This is a genomic window from Pseudomonas lactucae (assembly GCF_036688725.1).
GTDB lineage: Bacteria > Pseudomonadota > Gammaproteobacteria > Pseudomonadales > Pseudomonadaceae > Aquipseudomonas > Aquipseudomonas lactucae.
The window spans coordinates 1-20,308 of record NZ_JAQQPT010000034.1 but is presented as its reverse complement, the minus strand read 5'-3'; the positions used below and the strand labels follow the sequence as shown (position 1 = coordinate 20,308).

At 64.4% G+C, this 20,308-nt stretch carries 19 protein-coding genes; 18 read left to right on the top strand and 1 reads right to left on the bottom strand.

Features of this window, described 5'->3' with window-relative positions; all coding sequences use genetic code 11:
- Positions 1-22: 22 nt before the first annotated feature.
- The 18 genes from gspE (at position 23) to V6M90_RS28715 (ending at position 18,466) form a co-directional block, all read left to right on the top strand.
- Positions 23-1,753 (top strand): type II secretion system ATPase GspE, encoded by a 1,731-nt coding sequence (gene gspE, locus V6M90_RS28800; protein ID WP_332847602.1) that lies wholly within the window; start codon positions 23-25, stop codon positions 1,751-1,753.
- Positions 1,750-2,952, top strand: coding sequence for a type II secretion system inner membrane protein GspF (gspF, locus tag V6M90_RS28795; RefSeq protein WP_003174958.1), 1,203 nt, complete (start codon positions 1,750-1,752; stop codon positions 2,950-2,952). Before gspE ends, gspF begins: the two co-directional genes overlap by 4 nt.
- Positions 2,953-2,972: 20 nt before the next feature.
- The gene (gene gspG / locus V6M90_RS28790; RefSeq protein ID WP_003174957.1) at positions 2,973-3,398 is read left to right on the top strand and encodes a type II secretion system major pseudopilin GspG; all 426 of its coding nucleotides are present in this window, start codon (positions 2,973-2,975) and stop codon (positions 3,396-3,398) included.
- 9 nt (positions 3,399-3,407) lie between these two features.
- Positions 3,408-3,839, top strand: a complete 432-nt coding sequence (locus tag V6M90_RS28785; protein WP_003174956.1) for a GspH/FimT family pseudopilin — start codon at positions 3,408-3,410, stop codon at positions 3,837-3,839.
- On the top strand, positions 3,836-4,198 hold the full coding sequence (locus tag V6M90_RS28780; RefSeq protein ID WP_003174955.1) for a prepilin-type N-terminal cleavage/methylation domain-containing protein: 363 nt from the start codon (positions 3,836-3,838) through the stop codon (positions 4,196-4,198). Before V6M90_RS28785 ends, V6M90_RS28780 begins: the two co-directional genes overlap by 4 nt.
- On the top strand, positions 4,195-4,824 hold the full coding sequence (locus V6M90_RS28775; protein ID WP_332847601.1) for a prepilin-type N-terminal cleavage/methylation domain-containing protein: 630 nt from the start codon (positions 4,195-4,197) through the stop codon (positions 4,822-4,824). The genes V6M90_RS28780 and V6M90_RS28775 overlap by 4 nt, the downstream gene beginning before the upstream one ends.
- Positions 4,821-5,546: a type II secretion system minor pseudopilin GspK gene (locus V6M90_RS28770; RefSeq protein WP_332847600.1), complete on the top strand. Its 726-nt coding sequence runs from the start codon at positions 4,821-4,823 to the stop codon at positions 5,544-5,546. The genes V6M90_RS28775 and V6M90_RS28770 overlap by 4 nt, the downstream gene beginning before the upstream one ends.
- Entirely contained in the window at positions 5,543-6,586 is a 1,044-nt protein-coding gene (locus tag V6M90_RS28765) for a PilN domain-containing protein (RefSeq protein WP_305427479.1), read from the top strand. Before V6M90_RS28770 ends, V6M90_RS28765 begins: the two co-directional genes overlap by 4 nt.
- Entirely contained in the window at positions 6,561-7,175 is a 615-nt protein-coding gene (gene gspM, locus V6M90_RS28760) for a type II secretion system protein GspM (RefSeq protein ID WP_003174951.1), read from the top strand. Before V6M90_RS28765 ends, gspM begins: the two co-directional genes overlap by 26 nt.
- Complete coding sequence (locus tag V6M90_RS28755; RefSeq protein WP_332847599.1) at positions 7,168-7,692, top strand: hypothetical protein; 525 nt, start codon at positions 7,168-7,170, stop codon at positions 7,690-7,692. The genes gspM and V6M90_RS28755 overlap by 8 nt, the downstream gene beginning before the upstream one ends.
- Entirely contained in the window at positions 7,689-9,911 is a 2,223-nt protein-coding gene (gene gspD / locus V6M90_RS28750; protein ID WP_003174949.1) for a type II secretion system secretin GspD, read from the top strand. Before V6M90_RS28755 ends, gspD begins: the two co-directional genes overlap by 4 nt.
- A 594-nt stretch (positions 9,912-10,505) precedes the next feature.
- On the top strand, positions 10,506-10,769 hold the full coding sequence (locus V6M90_RS28745; RefSeq protein ID WP_141063181.1) for a DUF6124 family protein: 264 nt from the start codon (positions 10,506-10,508) through the stop codon (positions 10,767-10,769).
- A 580-nt stretch (positions 10,770-11,349) separates the two neighbouring features.
- Positions 11,350-13,743 carry a TonB-dependent receptor plug domain-containing protein gene (locus V6M90_RS28740; RefSeq protein WP_332847598.1) on the top strand — a complete coding sequence of 798 codons (2,394 nt, stop codon included), beginning with the start codon at positions 11,350-11,352 and terminating at the stop codon, positions 13,741-13,743.
- A 16-nt stretch (positions 13,744-13,759) separates the two neighbouring features.
- Positions 13,760-14,725, top strand: coding sequence for an amino acid ABC transporter permease (locus tag V6M90_RS28735; RefSeq protein WP_003174945.1), 966 nt, complete (start codon positions 13,760-13,762; stop codon positions 14,723-14,725).
- Complete coding sequence (locus V6M90_RS28730) at positions 14,718-15,491, top strand: amino acid ABC transporter ATP-binding protein (RefSeq protein WP_003174944.1); 774 nt, start codon at positions 14,718-14,720, stop codon at positions 15,489-15,491. Before V6M90_RS28735 ends, V6M90_RS28730 begins: the two co-directional genes overlap by 8 nt.
- 18 nt (positions 15,492-15,509) lie before the next feature.
- Positions 15,510-16,436 (top strand): ABC transporter substrate-binding protein, encoded by a 927-nt coding sequence (locus V6M90_RS28725; RefSeq protein WP_003174943.1) that lies wholly within the window; start codon positions 15,510-15,512, stop codon positions 16,434-16,436.
- A 12-nt stretch (positions 16,437-16,448) separates the two neighbouring features.
- Positions 16,449-18,032: a flavin monoamine oxidase family protein gene (locus V6M90_RS28720; protein WP_332847597.1), complete on the top strand. Its 1,584-nt coding sequence runs from the start codon at positions 16,449-16,451 to the stop codon at positions 18,030-18,032.
- Between the two features lie 11 nt (positions 18,033-18,043).
- Positions 18,044-18,466, top strand: coding sequence for a RidA family protein (locus V6M90_RS28715; RefSeq protein ID WP_003174941.1), 423 nt, complete (start codon positions 18,044-18,046; stop codon positions 18,464-18,466).
- Positions 18,467-18,580: 114 nt separating this feature from the next.
- On the opposite strand, the gene V6M90_RS28710 is transcribed toward V6M90_RS28715, so the two are convergent.
- Positions 18,581-20,044 (bottom strand): aldehyde dehydrogenase family protein, encoded by a 1,464-nt coding sequence (locus V6M90_RS28710; RefSeq protein ID WP_141063176.1) that lies wholly within the window; start codon positions 20,042-20,044, stop codon positions 18,581-18,583.
- Positions 20,045-20,308: the final 264 nt, after the last annotated feature.

The window sequence follows — 20,308 nt, the reverse complement described above, 5'->3', positions numbered from 1 at the left end:
ATAGCCCCTCAGATAGTCACCCATGCCCAGCCCCTCAACGCCCATCGATGCCTGCCAACTGCAGATCCCGCACACCGAACAGGTCTGCGCGTGGCTGATGCAACACGCCGGCTTGAAAACCGTTGACCTGGAACGCGCCCGGCGCTTGTCCCAGGAGTCGGGCGACAGCGAATTGCTGGGCCTGTTGACCCGCCTGGGGCTGGTCTCCGAGGTGGAACTGGCCCGCGCCTGGGCCGATCTGCTCGGCGCGCCGCTGTTATTGGCGGAGGCCGCGCCGCCGTTGCTGGACCCGCTGCCGGCCTTGACCGAACGTTTCATGCGCCACTATCAGGTGGTGCCGGTGGGCTGGAGCCAGGGCGGGTTGCGCGTGCTGGCGGCCAACCCGGCGTTGGTCTATCCGTTCCAGGCCATGGCCTATGCCTGCGGCGTGCCGGTGTGGCTGGCGGTGGGCCCGCGCAACGAAGTCGAAACCCTGATCGAGCGTTACTACGGCCAGGGCCGCTCGGCCATGGGCACCCTGATCGAGAACCTCGACGAGCAGGGCGGTGCGCTGGAAGACATCGAACACCTCAAGGACATGGCCTCCGAAGCGCCGGTGATTCGCCTGGTCAACCTGATCCTGCAGCGCGCGGTGGAACATCGCGCCTCGGACATTCATATCGAGCCCTTCGAAAACCAGCTCAAGGTGCGCTACCGCATCGACGGCGTGCTGCACGAGGCCGAGGCGCCGCCGTCCAGTTCGTCGGCGGCGGTGATTTCGCGGGTGAAGATCATGGCGCGGCTGGACATCGCCGAGCGGCGCTTGCCCCAGGACGGGCGCATCATGCTGCGCATCCAGGGCAAGGAGCTGGACCTGCGCGTGTCCACGGTACCGACCAGTTTTGGCGAGTCGGTGGTGATGCGTTTGCTCGACCGCCAGACCGTGCAGTTCGATTTCCAGAACCTGGGCTTCGACGGCCAGCGCCTGGAAACCTTCCTCGAAGTGCTCGAACGCCCCCACGGCATCCTGCTGGTCACCGGCCCCACCGGTTCGGGCAAGACCACCACGCTGTACACCGCGCTGTCGCGCCTCAATACCGCCGAGCGCAAGATCATCACCGTCGAAGACCCGGTGGAATACCAGCTCGAAGGCATCAACCAGATCCAGGTCAAACCGGCCATCGGCCTGGACTTCGCCGGCGCGCTGCGTTCCATCGTGCGCCAGGACCCGGACGTGATCATGATCGGTGAAATCCGCGACCTGGAAACCTGCCGCATCGCTATCCAGTCTTCGTTGACCGGGCACCTGGTGCTCTCGACTCTGCACACCAACAGCGCGGCAGCGAGTATCACGCGCCTGCTGGACATGGGTGTGGAAAGCTACCTGATTGCCTCGACGGTCAACGGCATCCTCGCCCAGCGCCTGGTGCGCCGCCTCGACCCGGCCACCCGTGAAGCCTTTGAAGCACCGCCGCAATTGATCGCCGAACACGGCCTGGATCGCTTTACCGACCAGCGCCCGATCCTGCTCTACCGCCCGCGCGCGGATGCGCCGGGTGGCGGTTATCACGGGCGCAGCGCGATCACCGAATTGCTGGTGATGAACGACGAACTGCGTAGCTTGCTGATGCGTCAGGCCGATGCCGCCACACTCGAACAGGCCGCCCGCCGTGGCGGCCTGCGCACCTTGCATGAAGAGGGTCTGCGCCAGGCGGTGGCCGGCGTTACCTCGCTCGAAGAAGTGCTGCGCGTCACCCGGGGTGAGGGCGCATGAGCCTGTACAAGTACCGCGCCCTAGACAGCCAGGGCCAACCGCAAAACGGCACCCTCGAAGCCAGGGACCAGGACGCCGCCGTCGCCGCGCTGCACAAGCGCGGTTTGTTGTTATTGCACATCGATGTGGCTGGCGCCCAGGGGCTGCGCAAGGCCTTTGGGCGCGGCCAGTTGAACGGCGCGGCGTTGGTCAGCTTCACCCAGCAACTGGCGACCCTGCTGGGGGCCGGCCAACCGTTGGAGCGCTCCCTCGGTATCCTGCTCAAACAGCCCGGCCAGCCGCAGACCCGTGCGTTGATCGAGCGCATCCGCGAACAGGTCAAGGCGGGCCAGCCCTTGTCCAAGGCGCTGGAAGAGGAGGGCAGCCAATTCTCGCCGCTGTACCTGAGCATGGTGCGAGCCGGCGAAGCGGGCGGCGCCCTGGAAAACACCCTGCGCCAGCTCAGCGACTACCTGGAGCGCAGCCAACTACTCAGAGGCGAAGTGATCAATGCGTTGATCTACCCGGCGTTTCTGGTCGTGGGCGTGCTCGGTTCCCTGGCGCTGTTGCTGGCCTACGTGGTGCCGCAGTTCGTGCCGATCTTCAAGGACCTGGGGGTGCCGATCCCGCTGATCACCGAAGTGATCCTGGGACTGGGGCAGTTCCTCGGTGCTTATGGCCTGGCGGTGTTGGCCGGGCTGATCGTGACCGTCTGGACCCTCGCCGCGCGCCTGCGTGATCCCCGGCGGCGTGAACGTTATGACCGACGCGTGCTGGGCATTCGTGTAATCGGCCCGCTGTTGCAACGCGTTGAGGCCGCCCGCCTGGCGCGCACCCTGGGCACCTTGCTCAGCAACGGCGTGGCCCTGCTGCAAGCGCTGGTCATCGCGCGGCAGGTCTGCACCAACCGCGCCCTGCAAGCGCAGGTCGCGCAGGCCGCCGAAGCGGTCAAGGGCGGCGGCACCCTGGCCAGCGCCTTCGGCAGCGAGCCACTGCTGCCGGACCTGGCCCTGCAAATGATTGAAGTCGGCGAACAGGCCGGTGAACTGGACAGCATGCTGCTCAAGGTCGCCGAGGTGTTCGACGTCCAAGCCAAGCGCGGCATCGATCGCCTGCTCGCCGCGCTGGTGCCGTCCCTGACCGTGGTCATGGCGGTGCTGGTGGCGGTGATCATGCTGGCGATCATGCTGCCGCTGATGAGCCTGACCAGCAATATATGAACCCTTGAGGAAGCAAACCGATGCGTCAGACCCGATTCAAGCCCGCCCGCCGCCAGGGCGGTTTTACCCTGCTGGAAATGCTCGCGGTGATCGTCCTGTTGGGCATCGTCGCGACCATCGTTGTGCGCCAGGTCGGCGGCAATGTGGACAAGGGCAAGTACGGCGCAGGCAAGGCGCAACTGGCCAGCCTGAGTATGAAGATCGAAAGCTACGGACTTGATGTCGGCTCGCCGCCCAAAACCCTGCAACAACTGGTCGACAAGCCCGGCAACAGCGCCGGCTGGGCCGGGCCGTACGCCAAGCCATCGGACCTCAAGGACCCGTTCGGTCATGCCTTCGGCTATCGCTTCCCCGGTGAGCACGGCGCGTTCGACCTGATCTTCTACGGCCAGGACGGCCAACCCGGTGGCGAAGGCTACAGCGCCGACCTGGGCAACTGGGAATAAGCCACGACCATGGCTAACGCTCAACGCGGCTTTACCCTGCTGGAAATGCTGGTGGTGATCGTGCTGATCAGTATCGCGGCCGGGTTGGTCGGCTTCGGCCTGCAACAGGGTCTGCGCGCCGCCAAGGAGCGCCAGGCCGTCGGGCAGATCGTCGAGGCGCTGCGCAGCACGCGGGCGCGGGCAATTGTGAGTGGTACCACCGAAAGCACCGTATTCGATTTGCAACAGCTGAGTTTTCAAGCGCCGGGGCGCCCGAAAAAACACTGGCCGGCCGACCTGCAAGTGACCCTGCACACCGCCGAACAAGCCGGTTCGGCGGTGGCGTTCTACCCCGATGGCAGCTCCACCGGCGGCAACCTGTTGTTGGCCAATGGCAGCCGGCGCTGGCGCATCGATATTGGCTGGCTGACCGGCAGCGTGCAGTCCAGGGCCTTGCCATGAAGCACCAGCGCGGGTTCACCCTCCTGGAAATGCTCGCCGCGCTGACGTTGATGGCGATCTGTAGCACGGTGCTGCTGGTCGCGTTCGGCCAGAGCGCGCGCTCGCTGCTGCAGGTGGCCCATAACGATCGCCTCACCCATGCGGCGTTGAGCGTGATGGACCAGGAGGGCGCGGGGCCTTTGGCCAACGGCACGCGCCAGGGCGAACTGGATGGCATCGCCTGGCAATTGCGCATTGCTCAACAGCCCACTCGTGTCGGCCAGGCCCATCTGTTTCGCCTGGACCTGAGCGTCAGTGAAGGCCCGCGCCAGGCGCAGTTCAGTACCTTGAAGTTGCGCGCCGCCGGGGCCGGTTTGTGAGGCGGCGCCAGCAGGGGTTCACCTTGCTCGAGATCATGATCGTGCTCAGCCTGCTCGGGGTGCTGCTGACCTTGGTCGGCGGTGCGTTGCTCGGTGCCAATCGCGCGGTGCTCAAGGCCCAGCGCTACACGGTCAGCCTGGATGAAATGCGCGCCGCGCAGCAGTTTTTACGCACCGCCATCAGTGAGGCGTTGCCGCTGGATGTGACCGAGGACGACAGCCAGGTCGATGGTTTTTTCGCCGGTGGCCCGCAGCGCATGCAGTTCGTTGCAACCTTGCCCGGCGTGCTCGGCGGCGGCATCCAGCGCTTCACCTTGCAGTTGACCGGCACCGAGGCATCGCGCGATTTGCAGGTGGCGTTCGCGCAGTTTGAGTCCAAGGCGCAGGTCAGCGTGCCGGCGTCACGCAGCGAGCCGCAGGTGTTGCTCAGGGGCGTCGAGGACCTGCAATTCAGTTATCGCGGTGTGTCGCCCAAGGGCCAGGCCACCGGCTGGATCAGTGAGTGGCCGTGGGCCAAGCGCTTGCCGTCTGCGGTGCGCATTGACGCACGGGTAAACGGGCCGGTGCCCTGGGTGACCCAGGTGGTTGCCTTGCGCCTGAACCTGTCCGGCGGGGCGCCTGAATGATCAAGCATCAACGCGGTGTCGCGCTGTTATTGGTGCTGTGGGTGCTGGCCTTGCTCAGCCTGTTGCTCGGCGGCCTCGCCGGTTGGGTGCAGCTGGAAACACGCCAGGCGGCGTGGCATCGCCAGCATACCCAGGCGATGTTGGCCGCCGAGGCGGGCGTGGCGTTGGCCCTGCAGGGGCTGCTCGACCCTCAGCAGCGCAAACAGTGGATTGCCGACGGGCGTGAAATCCCGTTGGTGTTTGACGACGCGCAACTGCACGTCAGCCTGCGCAGCGAGCGAGGCGGGTTGTACCTCAACAGCGCCGAAGTGGCTGACTTCGCGCGTCTGGCCCTGGCGTGCGGTGCCACCCAGGTCCAGGCCAGGCAACTGGCCAGGGCGCTGGAGGTGCGGCGCAACCAGGGCCTGGCGCCGTTTCGGGTGGTGGAAGAAGTGCGACAGTTGCCGGGCATGACCCAGGCGCTGTACAGCGCACTGGTGCCGCAAATCAGCCTGTGGAGCGGCCTCGACCGGCCCGATCCGGCCTTCGCCAGCCCATTGATGCGCCACGCACTCAGCCTGCCGCATCAGAGTGCAGTGGGCGTCGACCCCGGCGAGGTGCTGGTGGTCAGCAGCCGCGCACAACGCCCCGGCGGTTATCACGCCCAAGTGCAAGCCACGGTTTTATTGAGCCCCGCGCAAGGTAGCGCACAACCTTATCGAGTATTGCGTTGGCAAGAATGACTGAACACTTAACCGCGCGGCTGGAGGCGTTGGCCGAGCCGATTGCGCGGCGCTGGCACGGCAGCCTGCTGCAACAGGGCTGGCGCCTGTGGCTCAAGGAACTGCGTGGCTGCCTGCCCGGCTGGTTGTCCTTGCACGACATCCCCGAGCACGTTTACCCGTGGCCGATCACTGCGCCCGTGGCAACACCTGCCGGCGAGGCGCGCCAGGTGCTGTTGCTGGCGCCTGACGCTGTGCTGGCGCAAACCCTGCAACTGCCCGCGGCCGCGGCGCGCAACCTGTCGACGGTGGTCGGTTATGAACTGGACCGCTTCACCCCGTTCGAGGCCGCGCAACTGTACTTCGTCGCGCGCCAGGAGCGTCGCACAGCCAGCCATTTGCAGGTGACGCTGGTGGCGATCCTGCGCGAACGCCTGGACCAGGTCCTCAGCGACTGCGCCGCTTTCGGCCTGCAACCGCATGCCGTGGATGTGGCCGACGGCGCCGGCAGGCCGATGGGCATCGACTTGTTACCGGCACCGTTGCGCCCACGCCAGCGCCCGGCCGGCAAAGGCTTGCAACGCAGCCTGCCATGGCTGTGCGCTGCCTTGCTGATTGCCGCTATGGTGCTGTGGCTCGACGACCGCCAGCGCGTGCTCGACGCCATGCAGCGCAGCGTGCGCGAACAGAAAGCGGAGGTCGCCGAAGTCCAGGCGCTGCGCCAGCAACTGCTCAATACCCGAGGCGCCGCGCAGTACCTGATCCGCCGCAAAATGGCCCAACCGCCGTTGGCGGCATTGCTCAATGAACTGACCGCCTGCCTGCCGCCCGACACCTGGATCGACCAGTTGGAAGTCAACGACGGCGCCGAGGTGTCGTTCTCCGGGCAAAGCGCCAAGGCCAGTGCGTTGATCACCCGCATCAAGAGCTGCCACAGCCTGGAAAACGCCCAGTTCGAAGGGGTGATCCAACCCGATGCGCACACCGGCAAGGATCAGTTCTCCTTGCGCGCCCACCTGCACCAGGAGGCCGCCGATGCGCCGACCACTGACACCCCGTGAGCGCCGTGGCGCGGCCTTGATCGGCCTGGCCGTGGTGCTCGGTGCCGCGTACTGGTTGTTGATCGACAGCTGGTTCGCCGGCCCCTTGCGCGCCATGGGCGAGCAGGCCGAACAACTGCGCGAGCAGCAACAACGTTATGCCGGCGTATTGCGCCAGCGTGACGGCCTGCGCGAGCAGCTCGAACAGGCCCGCCAGGACCCGGCCAGCAGCACCAGCCTGTTGCCAGGCGATGACCCCAGCGCGGTCGCGGCCGACCTGATGCAACGCATCGCCGACCTGATCAACAGCCGCGCCGGCCTCGGTGGCGGTTGCAGCCTGACCCAGCGCATGCCGATCACCCCGGAGCAGGACGATGCCGAGCCATATCGACAGGTCAAAGTCAGCCTGACCCTCAACTGCGCCATCGAACCCCTGACCGCGATCCTGCATGAGCTGGAGTACCAGCGCCCGTTTCTGTTCGTCGATGAAATGAGCATCCGCCGCCGCCCGGACGCGCCCGCCACCGGCGGCGCCGGCAAACTGGTGGTGCACCTGCTGGTGCGCGGTTACCTGCAACCGGCCGGTGCGCGGCAGGTGGCCCATGATTAATGCATTGCGTCCGATTGAGTGGGTTTTGCTCGGCGTATCCGCCGCCTTGGGCGTGCTGATGCTGGGCATCTTGAGCAACATCGGCGACGCGCCGCAGTGGCTGCCGGAACCTGAGCCTGCCGCCCATGCCAATGCCGCGGCCAAGGTGCTGACCGCGCCGGACGTCACCCTCGACAGCCTGGCCGGTACCTGGCAGGCGCCGCTGTTCAGCAGCGACCGCAGCCCGGATCGTACGGTGGGGCAGGCGGCGGTCTCCAGCCTGTCGAGCCTGACCCTCACCGGCATCGTGCTGGACGGCGACCTGCGCGTGGCACTGCTCAAGCGCGCCGATGGCCCGCCGTTGAAAGTCCACCAGAACCAGACCCTGCCCAACGGTTGGCGCCTGGAACACCTGACCCCGCGCGACGCGCGCTTTGTGCTCGATGGCCGCAGCCAAACCCTGAGCCTGCGTGCCTTGCGTCTACCGCCGCCGTCGACGACGCCCCCGATTACCCTTCCTCACGAGTCCGCCCCTTGATCGATACCTACCCTGGCGCCTTGCGCACCACCGTGCTTTGCCTGGCAACCGCTGTTTCCCTGGCGGGCTGCGGCACATTCTCCGACCACCTCGACCCGGACGAGGCCCTGTTGCACGAAGCGATGCAGGGCACCGGTTCGCAACGTCCGCCCGTGGAACCGGCCAGTGAACAAGCGCCGGTCAACGGCGGCCAACCCCAGGCCAAGACGCCGCCGCAACGCCAGTTGATTCGCGGCAACCAGCAGTTCGTGCGCCAGCCGGCGGCGTCGGCGGCGAAGGAGGAGGGCGGCGGTGACATCGTATTCAACTTTGCCGACCAGCCGATCGAGGCGGTGATCAACAGCGTGATGGGCGACCTGTTGCACGAGAACTACAGCATCGCCCAGGGCGTGAAGGGCAATGTGAGTTTTTCCACCTCCAAACCGGTGAACAAGCAGCAGGCGCTGTCGATCCTGGAAACCCTGTTGTCCTGGACCGACAACGCCATGATCAAACAGGGCAACCGCTACGTGATCCTGCCGGCCAACCAGGCGGTGGCGGGCAAACTGGTGCCCGAGATGCGCGTGTCGCAGCCTTCCAGCGGCCTGTCGGCGCGACTATTTCCGCTGCGTTATATCTCCGCTACCGAGATGCAGAAACTGCTCAAGCCGTTTGCCCGCGAGAACGCGTTTTTGCTGGTGGACCCGGCGCGCAATGTGCTGAGCCTGGCCGGTACGCCCGAGGAACTGGCCAACTACCAGGACACCATCGACACCTTCGATGTGGACTGGCTCAAGGGCATGTCCGTCGGGGTGTTCGGCCTGCAACGCGCCTCGGTGGCCGAGCTGATGCCCGAGCTGCAAAAGATGTTCGGCCCCGACAGCGGCATGCCCCTGGCGGGCATGGTGCGCTTCCTGCCCATCGAGCGTACCAACTCGGTGGTGGCGATCTCCTCGCAACCGCAATACCTGAGCGAAGTGGGCGACTGGATCCACACCATCGACGAAGGCGGCGGCAACGAACCGCAGATGTACGTCTATGACGTGCGCAATATGAAAGCCAGCGACCTGGCCAAGTACTTGCGGCAGATCTACGGCACGGGCGCGATCAAGGACGATGCCCCGGCCAAGGTTGCTCCCGGTTTGCGCACCGCGACTCTTTCATCGCCCGGCACCAACAGCACGTCCGGCAGCACGCCGGGCGGGCTGAGCAACAACCTCAATGGCAACCAACCCGCCGCGGAAGATGAGGAGCAAGCGCCCGAAGCCGAGCAGGACAACGCCGAGCAGGGCACCCGCGACGACGCCCCGGCCAAAAGCCTCGACGCCGGCACTCGCATCACCGCGCAAAAAAGCAGTAACCAACTGCTGGTGCGCACCCGCCCGGTGCAGTGGAAGGAGATCGAATCGGCGATCAAACGCCTCGATAATCCGCCGCTGCAAGTGCAGATCGAAACTCGCATCCTCGAAGTCAAACTTACCGGCGAACTGGACCTGGGCGTGCAGTGGTACCTGGGCCGCCTGGCGGGCAATTCCACCAGCACCACCGTGGCCAACGCTTCCGGCAGCCAAGGCGCGCTGGGCCGTGGCGGCGCCGGGTTGGGCGCGGCGGATTCGTTGTTCTACTCCTTCGTCAGCTCCAACCTGCAAGTGGCATTGCATGCGCTGGAAACCAACGGCCGCACCCAGGTGCTGTCGGCGCCGTCGCTGGTGGTGATGAACAACCAGCCGGCGCAGATTCAGGTGGGGGACAACATTCCCATCAGCCAGACCACGGTGAACACCGGCACCTCTGACACTACGTTGAGCAGCGTCGAATATGTGCAGACCGGGGTGATCCTGGATGTGGTGCCGCGTATCAACCCGGGCGGGCTGGTGTACATGGATATTCAGCAGCAGGTCAGTGATGCCCAGGACCAGGCGTCCACCAACGGCGACACGCCCGCCAATCCCCGTATTTCCACGCGGTCGGTGTCGACCCAGGTGGCGGTGCAGAGCGGGCAGACGGTATTGCTGGGGGGGTTGATCAAACAGGACAACGCCGACACGGTGAGCGCCGTGCCGTACCTGGGCAAGATTCCGGGGTTGCGGTGGTTGTTTGGGAGCACCAGTAAGTCCAAGGACCGTACCGAATTGATTGTGTTGATTACGCCGAGGGTCATCACCAGCAGCAGTCAGGCAAGGCAGGTGACGGATGATTATCGGCAGCAGATGCAGCTGTTGCGGCCGGAGAAAAACTGAAGGAATGCGGTTGGAAAGGTGGGCGGGGGGCCTGATGCCAGTCAGTTAAGCGATAGAGCGGGGGAACACTGTACCTGTGGCGAGGGAGCTTGCTCCCGTGACGGCCTGACAGCCGACCTGGATGTTGGATCAGATCGAGTACATATCCATTGCTGCGGTAACGGCTACTTAGGGTTACGCCCTTACGGGGCGCCTGATATCAAGATCAAAAGCCAGAGCAACAGCAACAACAACAGCGCGGGAGCAAGAGCAAGCAGATCGCAGCCACCTACGAAACGGACTTCCGCATTTCCGAGTCTCGGATTTTTCCGACAACGCTTTCAGGTTGTCGCTCGGAACTGCGCCGAATAACCTCCTGGCCGTCGCTGCCAATTCAGCGACCGGATTTGACCGTCCGACCTTACCAGTGCGTTACAGCACCCAGACCTATATCAGGCGTTTTTTCTACGCTTGATGTATCGTGTCGCGGCAGCTGTGCGCGGGATACCTTAGGGTATGCCGGGTTCCTGGTACCGGTCGGTCAACCCGCGTACAGCTGCCACCCCACTTCGTTTGACCGCGAGTGATGGCGGCTCCACTATCAGGAGTTACACCATGATCAAAGACAGCCCAAACCCCCCAAGCTCTCCAAACGCTAGCACCCGTGACGGGCTCTTCACCGTACGCGCCGATCTGGACACGGAAACCTTACTGGTCAATGCCTCCCAGGACTTGGCCTCTATCAGCAACATCGCCACCCATCTGGCCTTTGAAATCGACGGTGCCCAACGCAATGTCGCACTGGGCATGTGTCGAATGCTTGAAGGCGTGCAACTGTTGGTGGACAGGGCATTGGATAAGACCCACCCGGCTGTATGAGAGGTGGGAGCGGCTGCTGCTTGGCGTTGATCCTGATGGTTGCCCGGGCGATCCTCAGATGCAGCTGTTACGCCCGGCGAAATACTGAAGGAACGCGGTTAAAAATGTGAGAGGGGGCTTGCTCCCGATGAGGGAGTTGTCAGTGATGCATCTATGACTGACCCACTGCCATTGGGAGCAAGCCCCCTCCCACACGTTGATCTGCACAGATCAGGTAGGCCTCCGTCTAAGCTAAAGGCCAATATCAAAATATATTATTTATATCAATAAAATAATAAAAGTAGAGAATATTAGCTTATACCAAAACAGCATTATATTTTCAAAACCCATTCCGTTATGTTTGATCGCAACAGCCTACCCCTGACCTCGGATGGTACCCAGCGTAATCAAGATTCTGCGCGCCATAACCGGGTGATCATCCCCGCGGCAGAATCGTTGGAAGGGAGCTCAACGTATGTTGCCGATTCAACCCCCACGCCACACCTAGCGCCAAATCGCCGCAACACCCCTGAAAAAAACCGAGCACCGCGCACGCCCGTGTGCCTGCCCGACTTCGCGATTTGCAATGCTGGGAGTAGCTATGAAGCAAGTCTTGCAACCCACCACCGTATTGGCACTGGCGATCCTGGCGAACACCGCGCAGGCCCAGGACGACAGCACGCTGTCCACCGTCGTCGTCACCGGTAACCGAGGCGCCGAACAACGTACCGTCACCAGCAGCCCGGTACCGATCGATGTGGTCAGCGCCCGGCAATTGCAAAGCACCGGCAAGCCCGGTTTGATGGAAGCCTTGAGCGCGGTGATCCCGTCGCTGACCCTGCCGGAAAAGACCGGTTGGGACGCCAGCGGCATTGCCCGGGCGCCCAACCTGCGCGGCTTGAGCGCCGCCGAGGTGCTGGTGCTGGTCAACGGCAAGCGCCGCCACACCGCTGCCACCTTGAACATTAACGGTATCAACACCGGTGCGGCGCCGGCCGACCTGGACCTGATCCCCATCAGCGCCATTGACCATGTGGAAGTGCTACGCGACGGCGCCGCCGCGCAATATGGTTCCGACGCCATCGCCGGTGTGATCAACGTGATCCTCAAGGCCGACACCAGCGGCACTTCGGTGACCAACGCCGGCCTGGGCTATGACGGCAAAAAGCAGACCGTGCAACAAAGCCTCAACAAGGGCTTCGAGATCGGCAACGGCGGCATCGTGCAACTGGCGCTGGATGCGCGCAGCCAGAACGATGACAACAAGGCCAGTGCCAACGGCTACACCTACGCCCAAGCCTATGAACAGGCCGGCCGTGCCACCTATGGCGGCTACGGCACGCCCAAGACCAACCTGCTGACCCTGGGCTACAACGCCGAGCTGCCCATCGACGACAGCTTCAGCCTGTACTCCTTCACCACTTACTCCCGACGCAAGGCCGAGCAGGGCCAGAATTTCCGCCTGCCGACCATCACCAATACCATCACCACCGGTCCCAATGGCTACCCCGGCGGCTATACGCCGACCTGGTACATCGACGAGGACGATTTCCAGGCCGCGTTCGGCGGCAAGGGCACGGTCGGGGAGTGGGACTGGGATTTGTCCACCACCTACGGGCGCAACGAAGCGGAGCAGGGCACCACGCATAACCAGAACCCGTCCTTGGGCGAGGCCACGCCGAACAGCTTTACCTCCGGCACCTGGATCAGCACCGAGCTGACCACCAACCTCGACTTCAAGCGCGGCTTCGATGTGGGCCTGCAAAAGCCGTTGGACCTGAGCTACGGCTTTGAGCATCGGCGTGATACCTATGAGGTGCAGGCCGGTGACTACGCGTCCTATGCCGATGGCGGCTACTGCGTGGCGCCGGGCAATTGCGCGTCGTCCGGGGCCCAGGTCACCAACGGCATTTCGCCGGAAGAAGAGAGCAGCGCCTCGCGCAACAGCCTGGCCAGTTACGTGGATGTGGGCTTCAACCCGCTGCCGGACTGGTACGTGGGCACCGCGTTTCGCTACGAACACTACAACCAGGGCGTCGGCGCCACCCGCAGCGGCAAGCTGACCACCCGCTACGACTTCACCCCGCAATTTGCCGTGCGCGCTACCGTCAGCAATGGCTTCCGTGCGCCGTCCCTGGCCAACAGCCTGTTCAGTGCGCGCTCCACCACCTATGGCGTGGTGAACGGGGTGTATCAGTCGATCAACTACGGGGTGCTGCCGGTGGGTTCGGCGGCCGCCAAAGCGCTGGGCGCCGAGGAACTCAAGCCCGAGCGCTCGACCAACTTCAGCCTGGGTTTGACCCTCACGCCCACCGACCGCCTGAACTTCACCGCCGATGCCTACGTGATCAACCTGCGTGACCGCATCACCCTGACCGGCACCTTGCTCGGCCCCGAAATCACCCAGGTGCTGCAAGGCAACGGCATCACCTCCACCTCCGGCGGCCAGTACTTTATCAACGGCGCCGACACCCGCACCAAAGGTCTCGATGTGGTCGGCAACTACAGCCAGGACCTGGGCCAATACGGCGCGCTGAAGTGGACCGCGGCGTTCAACTGGAACCAGACCAAAATCCTCAACTACAAAGCGTCCACCACGATCCTCGGCACCGCCTACGACCTGATGGACCGCCAGGCGCGCAACCTGATCACCGGCGTGCAACCGAGCACCAAGCTGATCCTCGGCGGTGACTGGCGCATCGACCGCTTCAACCTCAACCTGGCCCTGACCCGCTATGGCTCGTACAAGGAGGTCAACGCCTCTGCCGACCGCAGCCTCGACCGGGTCTACAGCGCCAAGTGGATCACCGACCTCGATCTTGGCTACGACCTCACCAAAGACCTCAATGTGGCCGTCGGCGCCAAGAACCTGTTCGACATCTACCCCAAGAAACAAGGCGTGCCCAGCAGCACCATGCTCAGCAGCTACGGCACCTATTCGCCCTACGGTTTTACCGGCGGGTACTACTACACCCGCCTGACCTATGCCTTCTGAGGCCGAGGAATACAGCATGCCTATCGTCGCCAAATCCTATGACCTGATCGACACGCCCAGCCCGGTCCGCCAGGCGCGTATCTGCACACCGATCAAAGCCCTGCAGGTGGTGCCGGCCCGGCATCCGTGGCGCTGGGCCGGGTCGATCTTCGCCGCGCTGGTGCTGCTGGCCATCGTGCATTCCCTGGCTACCAACCCGCGCTGGGAGTGGGGCGTGTTCGGCCAGTGGTTCTTCTCGCCGTCGGTGCTGCGCGGCCTCGGCCAGACCTTGTTGCTGACCCTGCTGAGCACGCTGTTCAGCGTCATCCTCGGCACTGCGCTGGCCCTGGCGCGGCTGTCGGGCTCGCCGCTGCTGGCGGCCCTGGCCTGGGGGTACATCTGGTTTTTCCGCTCGATGCCGGCGCTGCTGGTGCTGATCATCCTGTACAACTTCGCCTACCTGTATGACCACATCGTGCTCGGCGTGCCGTTTACCGAGGTGGTCTTCGCCGAGTGGTCGACGGTGGATGTGCTCAGCCAGTTCACCACGGCGGTGCTGGGCTTGAGCCTGATGCAGGCGGCGTACGCGGCGGAGATCATTCGCGGCGGTCTGATCGGTGTCGACGCCGGCCAGCATGAAGCGGCAGCGGCCCTGGGGCTGCCGGCCTCGCGACGCATCTTCCGCATCATCCTGCCGCAGGCGTTGCGCTCGATATTGCCCTCGGGTTTCAACGAAATCATCGGCCTGGTCAAGGGCACCTCCATCGTTTACGTGCTGGCCTTGCCGGAGCTGTTCTACACCGTGCAGGTCATCTACAACCGCACCCAGGCGGTGATTCCGCTGCTGATCGTGGCCACCGTGTGGTACCTGATCATCACCACCGTGCTCACCAGCGCGCAGTACTACGTCGAGCGTCATTTCGCGCGGGGCACCGCACGGGTGCTGCCGCCCACGCCGTTGCAGCGCGTGCGCCGCTGGCTCAAGGAGAAACACCATGGGTGAAGCACGCGCCGGGCGCATCCAGATCCAGGGCGTGGGCAAGCGCTTTGGCAACCAGCAAGTGCTCAAGGACATCGACCTGACCATCGACCCCGGCAAGGTCACGGTGATTCTCGGGCCGTCCGGCTCGGGCAAATCCACCTTGCTGCGTACCATCAACCACCTGGAGAAGATCGACAGCGGGCACATCACCATCGACGGTGAATACGTCGGCTATCGACGCAAGGGCGACCTGCTCTTTGAGCTCAAGGAGCGCGAGATTCTCAAGCGGCGCATCGACGTGGGCTTCGTGTTCCAGAACTTCAACCTGTTCCCGCACCTCACGGCCTGGGAAAACGTCGCCGAAGCGCCCCTGGCCCACAAGCGCTGGCGCAAGACCGAGGCGCAGGCCAAGGCCGGCGAGCTGCTGGCCAAGGTCGGCCTGGCGGACAAGATTGATGCCTACCCTCGCCAACTCTCCGGCGGCCAGCAACAACGCGTGGCCATTGCCCGTGCTCTGGCGCTGGACCCGAAAGTGCTGCTGTTCGATGAACCCACCTCAGCCCTCGACCCGGAACTGGTGGGCGAGGTGCTCGACGTAATCAAGGGCCTGACCCAGCTGGGCGTGACCCTGGTGATCGTCACCCACGAGATCGGTTTTGCCCGCGAGGTGGCCGACCACGTGGTGTTTCTCTGCGACGGCCAATTGATCGAAGAGGGCCCGCCCGAACAGATCTTTCGCCAACCCCGACATCCCCGCACCGCCGCCTTTCTCGGCAAGGTGCTTTAGTTAACGGAGTGACTGTCCATGTCTATCAAAACCGCCCGCGTGGCCTTGCTGACGCTGGCCCTGAGTGCCGCGCACAGCGCATTCGCCGCCGTGCAACCGGTGGATCTGAGCCCTGACCGCGCGCGCATCCACGCGCCGCGCAACGAGGCGGCCATCGCGCAGATCCCGCCGGGCTTCAAGTTCGCCCAGCCGGGCAAATTCACCGTGGCGGTGTCCGGCGTGGCCGGGCCGCCCCTGGCACTGCTGGCCAGTGACGACAAAACTACCATCGGCAGCGAAGCCGACACCGCGCAGTTGATCGCTGACAGTCTGGGCTTGCAACTCAACGTCGTGCAAACCAGTTGGGAAGACTGGCCGCTGGGCGTCAGCTCGGGCAAGTACGACGCAGTGATCAGTAACGTCACCGTGACCGAGGCGCGCAAGAAGCGCTTTGACTTCGCCACCTATCGCCAGGATGTGCTCGGCTTCTACGTCAAGAGCACCAGCAAGATCGTCGAGATCAAACAGGCGGCGGACATCGCCGGGCTGAAGATCATCGTCGGCTCCGGCACCAATCAAGAGAAAGTCCTGCTGGCCTGGAACGACGCCAATGAAAAGGCCGGCCTCAAGCCCGCGTTATTGCAGTACTTCGACGACCAGGCCGCCGCGCAACTGGCGGTGCAGTCCGGGCGCAGCGATGCGCTGTTCGGGCCCAACTCGGTGTACGCCTATTCGGCGGCGATCACCGGCGGCATCAAGCGTGTCGGCACGGTCAATGGCGGCTGGCCGTTGCAGGCGGATATCGCGGTGACCACGCGCAAGGACAATGGTCTGGTGCAGCCGATCCACACCGCGTTGCAAGGCACGATTGCCGGCGGCCAATACGACCAGGTGCTGCAACGCTGGGGCCTGGACGTGGAGCGCGTCGACGCGTCGTTGATCAACCCACCCGGCCTGCCGGACTGAGGAGTAACGAACATGGGACTGACACGACGTGAAGCGCTGTCGAGCATCGCTGCGGTCGGCGGTGAACAGGCGGTCAAGGATGCACTGGCGGCGTTGGGCCTGGGGCCGTCATCGCACCGCCGGCCGCAACCGTTGCAACTCAAGGAGGGCCTGGGGCAGGGGACCCGTGTGCTGGTGTTGGGTGCGGGGATTGCCGGGTTGGTCACCGCCCTGGAACTCAGTCGCGCCGGGTTCGACGTGCAGGTGCTGGAGGCGCGCGACCGCGTCGGCGGGCGCACCTGGACCCTGCGCCAGGGTGATCGCGTGGACTACACCAACGGCCGCACACAAACCGTGGCCTTCGATCCGGGCCTGTATTTCAACGCGGGCCCGGCCAGGATTCCCAGCCAGCACCGCACGCTCCTCGACTATTGCAGCGAACTCGGCGTGCCCCTGGAAGTGCTGGTCAACAGCAGTCATGGCGCCCAGGTGCGGCCCGACCTGCAGCAACCGGCGTTCACGGTCGGCCAGGCGATCAACGATGCGCGCGGCCATGTGTCTGGCTTGCTGGCCAAAGCGGTGCAACGCGATGCCCTCGACGATGTACTGAGCGGCGAAGAGCGCACGCGCTTGCTGGGGTTTTTGCAGGTGTACGGCGACTTGTCCCAGGAGCTGGCCTTTGAGGGCACGATTCGCTCGGGGCACCTTGAGTCGCCCGCGCATCCCGGTGCCTTGCCGGCCAGCCGCGCACCGCTGGGGCTGGATCAGTTGCTGCATCCCGAGCTGTGGGGCGCGTTGCTGCACACCGAGTTCCCGGAATTTTCCGCCACCATGTTCCAGCCGGTCGGCGGCATGGACCGCATCACCGACGCCTTCTACCAGCGCGTGCGTGACCACGTGCAGTTAGGGGCCGTGGTTCGCCAGATCCGCCAACTGGACGACGGCGTGGCGGTGACCTACCACGACCGCAGCAGCGGCCGCGAACAGGTGGTACGCGCCGATTACCTGGTCTCGACCCTGCCGTTGCCGCTGCTGGCCAGGCTCGACACCGACTTCAGCGAGCCCATCAAGACCGCGCTGCTCAGCACCCGCAGCGACCAGGCGACCAAAGTGGCCTGGCAGTCGCCGCGCTTCTGGGAAACCGACTACCGCACCTATGGCGGCCTGTCGTGGATCGAACACCCGGCGCGCCTGCTGTGGTACCCCAGCAACGACCTCAACACCCGCGAAGGCGTGCTGGTGGCGGGCTACGTGACCGGCGAAGGCGCCGATGCGTTCGGCGTCAAACCCTTTGCCGAGCAATACGCTAGCTCCAAGGAAGCCGTGGAGCTGCTGCATCCAGGCTATTCAAAACACCTGCGCAACCCGCTGGCCGTGTCCTGGGAACAGATCCCCTACAGCGAAGGCCCCTGGCTGCAACGCGAACACTTCCCGGCCGATGCCAGCACCTTGCTCGAAGCCGGCCACGGCCGCGTGTACTTCGCCGGTGACGGCCTGGTGCAAAGCGGCGTGGGCATCTGGCAGGAGTCGGCGGCCAACTCGGCGCGGCATGTGATCGCGCAATTGGCTGAACGGGTTACCCAACAACGACAGATCGCGGCATTGGCCGCTTCTTAAGGAGATTGATCATGAGCGATAGCATCCAACGTACCAGTGTCGGCACTTTCCCGATCTCGCAGACCGTCACCGTACCGGCATCCGCCAGCCTGATTTTCGTCAGCGGCACCTTGCCGGACCTGGCCGATCCAAACGTGCCAGGGGTGTTCGGCGATACCGAAGTGCAGACGGTGTCGGTGTTCAACAAACTGCGCCAGATCCTGCGGCAACAACACCTCGACCTGGGCGATATCGTGCAGTTACGGGTGTTTCTGGTGGGGGCCGAAGAGACCCAGGGCAAGCTGGATTTTGCCGGGTTGCAGCGTGGCTATACGCAATTTTTCGGCACACCCGAGCAGCCGAACAAACCGGCGCGCACGGCGTTGCAAGTGGTGGCGCTGCCGTTGCCGGGGGCGTTGGTGGAGGTCGAAGCCATCGCCGCCCGGACTGCCTGATTCAGCGAGGGGCGACGCTTGGACTTGCCCGCTATCGCGGCGTGGTCTCTACACATCGTTAGCGAACCCCCTCTAGGCATTATCCTGTTGAAGGTGTTTGGATACCCATTTGGCTCAGTCACCAAACCCCACAATAGCCTTGGTCTCCAGATACTCCTCGAAACCCACCACCCCATACTCCCGACCATTCCCCGAGCGCTTGTAGCCGCCAAACGGCGCCAGCGGGTTCCACGCGGGGTAGTTAAGGTGCACTTGCCCGGCGCGAATCCGCGATGCCACGGCACGTGCCTGCGTCAGGTCGTGCCCCTGGACGTGGGCGCCCAGCCCGTAGACGGTGTCGTTGGCGATGGCGACCGCTTCGTCCAGCGTCTCATAGGCAATGATGCACAGCACCGGGCCGAATATTTCTTCCTGGGCAATGCGCATGGCGTTGTCCACGTTGGAGAAAACAGTCGGTCGGGTATAGAAACCCGTGTCAAACCCCGCCACACGCCCAGGCCCACCGCACACCAGTTTGGCGCCCTCGTCGAGGCCGGCCTGGATCATGGCCTGGACGCGATGGAACTGGGCCTCGTTGGCAATCGGGCCCAACTGGGTGTCCGGCGATTGCGGGTCGCCGACGATGAGTGCATTCGCGGTGGCTGCGGCCAGGGTTTCGACTTCGGCCAGGCGGTTTGCGGGCACGATCATTCGGGTCGGCGCGCTGCACGATTGCCCGACGTTGCGAAACGCCGACATCACGCCCAGCGGCACGGCCTTGGCGAAGTCGGCGTCGGGGAGCAATACATTCGGCGATTTGCCGCCCAGCTCCTGGGTCACGCGCTTCACCGTCGGCGCGGCCGCTTGTGCAACCAGTGCGCCGGCGCGGTTGGAGCCGGTGATCGAAATCATGTCGATATCCGGATGGGCTGCCATCGCCGCGCCCACCTCGGCGCCGCTGCCATTCACCAGGTTGAACACGCCAGGCGGCAGGCCCGCGTCATGCACCAGTTGGGCAAACAGCAGGGCGCTCAGCGGTGACAGCTCGCTGGGTTTCAACACCACGGTACAGCCGGCGGCGATGGCCGGGGCGACCTTCGCGGTGATCTGATACAACGGCCAGTTCCATGGCGTGATAAGGCCGCACACGCCGATAGGCTCGCGCTCGATGGCAGTGCCGCCTTCGACGGTCTGGAAACGATAACTGGACAGCAAGTCGCGGGCGACCCGAACGTGTTCGGCGGCCAGCGGCACCTGCATCGCCCGAGCAAAACCGATGGCGGCGCCCATTTCCAGGCAGAGCGCCTGCGCGAGCTGCTCTTTGCGTTCAAGGATCAACTCATGGATTTTCCCCAGCACCTGCGCTCTTGCGGCGGCGGGGGTGGCCGACCAACCGGCAAACGCTGCGCGTGCGGCTGCCACGGCCCGGTCAACATCCTCGGCAGAACCGCGCGCAACCTGGGCCACCACCTCCTCGGTCGCCGGATTGACCACCGGCAAACTGGCCGCAGTGGCCGGGTACACCCAGCGGCCGTCGATGTAAAACTGCTGCGACGTTGGCGAATCAAGGCTGTCGCTGAGCGATGTGTGAGTGGTCATCCAACTGGCTCCCTGGAGCGGTAATAGGCGCTGCGCGCGGCACGGCCCGGTGTCTGGCTAAGCTAGCAAAAGGTGTCAGGCCAAAGATGCCGTTATTCAACCCTGCAAGGGAGAATCTGCTGAATCCGGCCGGCTGCCATACTTCTTTGTGGCAACCGTGCAGTTGTGGTGAGCGGGGCTTGTCCTGATGCCAGTCAGTTAAGGGCGAACACTGTACCTGTGGCGAGGGAGCTTGCTCCCGTTGGACTGCGCAGCAGTCCCATT